This is a genomic window from Arthrobacter sp. P1_B11, assembly GCF_056406715.1.
Genome location: NZ_JBFTZQ010000032.1, coordinates 47,054 through 53,206 on the forward strand (window position 1 = coordinate 47,054; position 6,153 = coordinate 53,206).

Here is a 6,153-nt window from a genome sequence, read left to right on the forward strand (position 1 = left end):
GCTTTAATTCTCCTAGGATGGAGTCATGACGGAACCGCGCTGGCTCAACGCCGATGAACGCCGGGCCTGGCTCGCCCAGCTGAGCATCAACACCATGCTGCCAGCCGCCCTGGATACCCAGCTGCACGCAGCGGGCAAAGTGTCCCTGTTCGACTACAACGTCCTGGCCATGCTCTCCGAGGCAGAGGGGCGCTTTCTGCCAATGAGTGAACTCGCGGCCCGGACCAGCGCATCACTTTCCCGGCTTTCCCATGTGGTGACCAAACTCCAGAACCGCGGCTGGGTGGAGCGCCGGCCGCACCCGGGCGATGCCCGCGTGACCACCGCGCACCTGACCGAGCAGGGGATGGCCACCATTGTGGAGCTAGCCCCAGGCCACGTGGAATCCGTCCGCTCGCTGTTTCTTGACGCCCTGACCGAGCGCGACGTCGCCGATCTCGCCCGGATTGGGGAAAAGATCGTGGCGCGCCTGGACAACAACCACTGGATCCTCCGCGAGCAGCCGTAGCCGCGGCCAGTCAGCCGAAGCCGCGCCGCCGGCGGCCGTCTTGGTTGCTCGCGGCAACTGCTGGCAGACTGGATCCATGGATTTCACGTCCCGCTATGTAGCCCTCGGAGACTCCTTCACGGAAGGAGTCGGCGACGACGACCCAACCCGACCCAACGGCGTCCGGGGCTGGGCAGACCGGGTGGCCGAACAGCTCGGCGCCGCGGACCCGGGCTTCGGTTACGCAAACCTTGCCATCCGCGGCAAGAAACTCCGCCAGATCATGGCCGATCAGGTGGACGCCGCCGTCGGCCTCAAACCGACGCTCGTAAGCATCTACGCCGGCGCCAACGACATCCTCCGGCCTAAGATAGACATCGACGACCTGCTTGAGGAGTACGACGCCGGTATCCGCAAACTCAGGGCCACCGGCGCCACAGTGGTGATGTTCACCGGCTTCGACGCCCGCGGCTCCAAGGTGTTCGGCACCATGCGCGGCCGCACCGCCATCTACAACGAACTTGTCCGTGGCATCGCCGGTGACCACGGTGCGTTGATCGTCGACTACTGGCGCTTCAACGAATACTACGACTGGGGAATGTGGGCCAAGGACCGGATGCATATGTCTGCCGCCGGCCACACGAACATGGCCAAGCGCGTCCTTACCGTCCTGGAACACGATCATTCGATCGAGGTCCCGCCCATGACGCCGGTGCCGGAGCTCAGCCGCGCTGAGGCGGTGCGGGCCAATGCCCGCTGGGTCAAGGAATTCGCTGCCCCTTGGGTGGTTCGGCGGGTCACCGGCAAATCCTCCGGCGACGGCCTCCAGCCGAAATACGGCCAGCTCACCCGGCTCTAACGAGCCGGCGGCGCTGCGGGCCCAGCCCACCGACGCTGGTCGAGCCTGTCGACGCTGGTCGAGCCTGTCGACGCCGGTCGAGCCTGTCGACGCCGGTCGAGCCTGTCGAGACCTAACGTCGAAATCCCGCCGTCGCCAGGAGGTCCCCGTCCCTGCGCACAGCCAGCACCTCGACGTCCCACAACTCGGCTGCGCGGTTTAGCATCGCGGTTCCGCCGGCCACGATCGCCGTCGCGAGGACGTCGGCGGTGACCGCGTCGGCCGCCGCCACGGAGACCTGCCAGAATTCCGCGGCACGCCCGCCCGCGGCCCAGATGTGGTCGCCGCGTTCGGCTGAGCCCGAGGTCGCCAGGGCCATCCTGCTCCGGGAGGCGGTGTTTCCGGGGGCACCGCCGTCGGCCGCGAGTCCAGACGCAAGCCCGCCCGGCAAGCCACCCAGCGGAAAGCCGGCGAGCAGCGTTCTGCGGTCGGCCGGATCCACGATCCCCGCCCGCCACGCTTCGCCGCTGCCGGGATCAGGGGAGCCGCTGACGAGCACATCCCCGCCGGCATTGAGGCACCAGTCCTCCAGTCCCAGGGCGTGGAGAGAAATCCCCGCTTCCTTCATAGCATGGCCTTTGATGAGGCCGGAGAGGTCCAGGATGCCGTCCGGACGTTCGGCCGTGAACGCGCCTTCGGTCAGGAGCCGCCACTCGGATGCCTCCGTATACCGTGCCCGCATTTCGTCCGACGCCTCCTGCAGCCCAAGTTCGCCGCGCCCCAGCCTGCTGGCTTCGGAATCGGGACGGTACAGGCTGAAGGTCCCATCCAGCCGGGCGAAAAGGCGTTCGACGACCGCGGTTGCGGCTTCCAGCTCATCGTCCGCAGCATGGGGTGCTTTGTGCGGACCGGCCGGCATGGTGAGGCTGATGACCGTCCCCATGCAGCTGAAGGTCCGTGCCCGCAGACCGTGCCTGGGTTCAGAGGTTTGCTGCATCGAGGGCCGCCTGGAGTGAGGTGAGGTAGGCGTTGCTGGTCACCGTTGCGCCGCCGACGGTCTGGACCTCCGCCGACTGTGCCTGAAGTACTTCGCTGCGAAGAATCGGGGCGGCGTAGTTGCTGATCTGCATGGATCTGCCTTCTGCGTCGGTCAGCTTGAGGGCGGTGACGTCCGTGATGGCGCCTGCCTTGACGGTGACCTGCACCTGTACGGTGCCGAAGCGGGTCTGGACGATGTCGCCGTCGTAGGTGCCGCCGGCTTTGGCCGCCGAACCGGCTGCCGCGGACGAGCCGGCAGCGCCGGATGAGCCAGCCGATCCGGACGAACCGGCAGCGCCTGAAGATCCGGATGTCCCGGACGATGCCGGGCCGCTGGTGTCCGATGATCCCGTCCCCGCCGAAGTCCCGGCGGTTTCATTCCCCGTGGACGCAGCCGCAACAGCGCTGCGGGTGTCGGCCACATGGACGCCTGACTGCCAGCCGACTAGGAGGATTCCGGCCGAAGCCAAGGCGGCTGAAACCGCTGCTCTGATTCTCACCAGTCAAACCTTTCGTAGTGGAGCTGATCTTCGCGGACGCCCGCCGAGCGGGCGGCGTCCAGGACGTTCTCCGCCCAGCGAGCGGGGCCACACACGTAGATGTCGGCGCCGGCGACCTCCGGAGCGTAGTCCGTGAGGCTGTAGCCTGCCCGCTGTTCGCTCGCGGGAAGCCAGCTCTCCCGGGAGCCCGGATCCCGGGAGCCGGTCAGGTGGAAAAGCGTGGCACCGCGTGCACGGCACAGTTCGAGAATTTCATCGCCGAGATAGAGCTCCTGGTCGCTGTGGCCGCGGAGGAGCACCGTCGCCTTCCCCGGCTCAAAAGGCGTCGTTTCCAGCAGTGCCCGCAAAGGGGTGATGCCGATTCCGGCGCCGATCATCACCACGTGGTCCTTGCTGCGGGCGGCGGAACTGAAAAGGCCGTAGGGTCCTTCCACGGCAACCTTGGTTCCCCGTTTCAGCCGGGACAGCTGCGCCGACCCCTTGCCGAGATTCCGAACGGTAATCCTTAGCCGGCCGCGGCCATTCCGGTCCACGGCCAAAGGCTCGGCGGAAAGGCTGAACGGATGCGGGTGCCACCAGAGACCGGGGGCCAGGAAGCGCCAGATGAAGAACCGGCCGCCGGCGCCGGCCAAGGTGTTCAAGTTCAGGCCGCTCATCTCGATATTGACCACTCCAGGGGCGACCGCCGTCACGCGCTCAACCGTCAACTGATGCCGGAAGGTGGCGAGGACCGGCTGCATCACCCGGTAGTACAGCAGCGCCGCGCCGGTGGCGATGCAGATGGCGAGCCAGTACCAGCGCTGCCACGTTCCGGGAGCGAACAGTGCCCCCACGCTGAACTGGTGCGGCAGGGCTGTCAGCACCGCCGCATACGTGAGTAGATGGACGACGTACCAGAACTCGTAGGGGAAGCGCCGCCGGACTGCCACGAGCGAGGTCACCACCACGGCAATGAACAGGGCCATGGACACGAATGCCAGCCACATGTCCGGCACCAGGACCCACAGCGCCACGGCCTCACTCACGGGGTCCAGCCCTTCCGCCATGCCGTAGCCGATAGCAATCAGGACACCGTGAGCCAGCAGGAGGTAGAGCGACGGTTTGCCGAGCTTCCGGTGGAACTCCAAGGCACGGTCATGCCCGACCGCGCCGTCGATGAGCGGAATCCGGGCTGCGAGCAGGAGCATGAGCAGCACCAGGTCCATGCCGGCGAGACCGGCCACAATCCCCAAGGCCGTGATCCCGGCGCCGAGCGTCGAGATCCCTGTCATGCCGCCGTCGGCCAGCCATAACGCAACCGAGGCCGCCAGCGATCCCCACGCCGCTACCGTCAGGGCGTCAGCGCGGAGAAGCCGGCGCCGGTGCTGCGAGGCGAAGCGGCCGCGCCCGGGATTTGCGGGCTGTCCAGGACCGGGCCGCCGAAGGGCGTCGGCCCCGGGGGAAGGAAGGAGGTCTGTGTTCATGTCTCAAGACTCCGCTGCCAGGCTTTCATTTTCCTGTGAAAATCCTTCTCCCCGGATGTGTCTTCCCTGTCAGCGGGAGTGGCGCCGGCAGGCTCCCCTTATACACCCTCCACCGCCGGATTAGCCTTTAATTCGCACGTCTCGTAGACTTGGTAGGCGCTAGGTGGCGCGGAGCGTGTGCAATTGCTCCGGTTGGCGGCGGCTGTCAGCAGAAATGACAGTCCCAATGGCCGGTAGTTAGGGGCTCAAGTTGCGTGCATTCCTGTATTCGCCCAGCATCCCGGTACTTCGCAGTGGTTTCGACTGCCCGGTGCCCGTGGCTCATCGTATTTCGCCGCAGCAAGGAAATCTTGGCTTTTCGCCAGTATTTTCGGGCATGCGGAAACCGGAAACGCGTGGGGGCTGGATGCGGACGCCGCCTGCCGCACGGTAACGCAGAACTCTGCCAGCCGTTTCATTTATTTTTCAGAGGAGAGTCGTCATGGCAGCACACTGCCAGGTGACCGGAGCCGAGCCGGGCTTTGGACACAGCATTTCGCACTCGCACCGCCGCAACAAGCGCCGGTTCGACCCGAACATTCAGAAGAAGCGCTACTGGGTTCCGTCCCTGCGCCGCAATGTCACCCTGCAGGTCTCTGCAAAGGGCATTAAGACCATCGACGTACGCGGCATCGACGTAGTCGTCGCCGCCATCCTGGCACGAGGGGTGAAGCTCTAGTGGCTAAGGACAAGGACGTACGTCCGATCATCAAGCTCAAGTCGACCGCGGGCACGGGTTACACCTACGTAACCCGTAAGAACCGTCGTAACGACCCGGACCGCATGGTCCTGAAGAAGTACGACCCCAAGATCCGCAAGCACGTCGAATTCCGAGAGGAGCGCTAAACACATGGCTAAGAAGTCAATGATCGCTAAGAACGAACAGCGTAAAGTCATCGTCGAGCGTTACGCTGCAAAGCGCCTCGAACTGAAGAAGGCTCTGGTTGACCCCAACTCGACCGACGAAGTTCGCGAAGCCGCACGCCTCGGCCTGCAGAAGCTGCCCCGCAACGCCTCGCCGGTACGTCTGCGTAACCGCGACATCATCGATGGCCGTCCCCGCGGTACCTTCCAGAAGTTCGGTATCTCCCGTGTTCGCTTCCGCGACATGGCTCACCGCGGTGAGCTCCCGGGCATCACCAAGTCTTCCTGGTAATTCAGCACCGCTGAATCCAGCCTGAGAAGGGCCGGCAACCGAATGGTTGCCGGCCCTTCTTTGCGTTGACGGCGGCTGGATTTCCGGGGCCGGTTGCGGGTGATGCAGCACACAACAAGGAATTACGACGCCGGCACCTGGCTTTTGCTGCGGACGTCATCCTTTCTCCGCGGAACGGCGCGGATTTTCGCGTTCGGGATGCCGAATGGAGGCGGGTTTGCGGTGGGGGCGTGGTGGGTGTATTGTTTTCTAAGTCGCCGAGAGGGAGACCAGCGGAAAGCTGGGAACCGACGGTGACAAATCCCCTAAATTTCAAGACCTGATCCGGTCGGCGCTTCGTGCGCTCCGGGTTTGGTGGGGGCGAGTTTGAATGGTTGCAGGTTGCGGAGACGCTGGTTTGCAATGTGGTTTGGATTCGGGTAAGTTTGGGAAGTTGCTCCGGAGCGATCTGCGACTGGTTGTTTGGTTGTGGTGGTGCCGGGTGTGTCTGTTGTTTGAGAACTCAATAGTGTGCCAAGTTTGTTGATACCGGTTTATTTTATATGAATTGGTTGAATTGACCAGGTTGCGCCGCCCCTGTGGTGTGGTCTGGTTTTTACAGCTGGTTTCAAATTTTGTGCAGCTTGGTTCCG

8 protein-coding genes are annotated in these 6,153 nt (G+C 64.5%); 5 read left to right on the forward strand and 3 right to left on the reverse strand.

Translation table 11 applies throughout. From position 1 onward, the window contains the following. Positions 1-25: 25 nt before the first annotated feature. Together AC1D14_RS19610 and AC1D14_RS19615 are read left to right on the forward strand one after the other, a co-directional pair. A complete protein-coding gene (locus AC1D14_RS19610) occupies positions 26-508 on the forward strand; it encodes a MarR family winged helix-turn-helix transcriptional regulator (protein WP_230121194.1) in 483 nt (160 codons plus the stop codon). 76 nt (positions 509-584) lie between these two features. Continuing rightward, a complete protein-coding gene (locus AC1D14_RS19615) occupies positions 585-1,346 on the forward strand; it encodes an SGNH/GDSL hydrolase family protein (RefSeq protein WP_230121192.1) in 762 nt (253 codons plus the stop codon). 112 nt (positions 1,347-1,458) lie between these two features. On the opposite strand, the gene AC1D14_RS19620 is transcribed toward AC1D14_RS19615, so the two are convergent. Genes AC1D14_RS19620 through AC1D14_RS19630 form a run of 3 tightly spaced genes read right to left on the reverse strand, consistent with a single transcriptional unit; the run spans position 1,459 to position 4,326 of the window. Next, positions 1,459-2,322 (reverse strand): FAD:protein FMN transferase, encoded by an 864-nt coding sequence (locus tag AC1D14_RS19620; protein WP_230121190.1) that lies wholly within the window; start codon positions 2,320-2,322, stop codon positions 1,459-1,461. Further along, complete coding sequence (locus AC1D14_RS19625; RefSeq protein ID WP_230121188.1) at positions 2,306-2,863, reverse strand: FMN-binding protein; 558 nt, start codon at positions 2,861-2,863, stop codon at positions 2,306-2,308. Before AC1D14_RS19625 ends, AC1D14_RS19620 begins: the two co-directional genes overlap by 17 nt. Then, positions 2,860-4,326 carry a ferredoxin reductase family protein gene (locus AC1D14_RS19630; RefSeq protein WP_230121187.1) on the reverse strand — a complete coding sequence of 489 codons (1,467 nt, stop codon included), beginning with the start codon at positions 4,324-4,326 and terminating at the stop codon, positions 2,860-2,862. Before AC1D14_RS19630 ends, AC1D14_RS19625 begins: the two co-directional genes overlap by 4 nt. A 481-nt stretch (positions 4,327-4,807) precedes the next feature. Here AC1D14_RS19630 and rpmB point away from each other — a divergent pair, with 481 nt between their 5' ends. The 3 genes from rpmB to rpsN are packed head-to-tail and all read left to right on the forward strand — an operon-like array spanning position 4,808 to position 5,521. Then, positions 4,808-5,044, forward strand: coding sequence for a 50S ribosomal protein L28 (gene rpmB, locus AC1D14_RS19635; protein WP_050687447.1), 237 nt, complete (start codon positions 4,808-4,810; stop codon positions 5,042-5,044). Next, the gene (rpmG, locus tag AC1D14_RS19640) at positions 5,044-5,211 is read left to right on the forward strand and encodes a 50S ribosomal protein L33 (RefSeq protein WP_078026306.1); all 168 of its coding nucleotides are present in this window, start codon (positions 5,044-5,046) and stop codon (positions 5,209-5,211) included. The genes rpmB and rpmG overlap by 1 nt, the downstream gene beginning before the upstream one ends. Positions 5,212-5,215: 4 nt before the next feature. Next, on the forward strand, positions 5,216-5,521 hold the full coding sequence (rpsN, locus tag AC1D14_RS19645; RefSeq protein WP_026266887.1) for a 30S ribosomal protein S14: 306 nt from the start codon (positions 5,216-5,218) through the stop codon (positions 5,519-5,521). Positions 5,522-6,153: the final 632 nt, after the last annotated feature.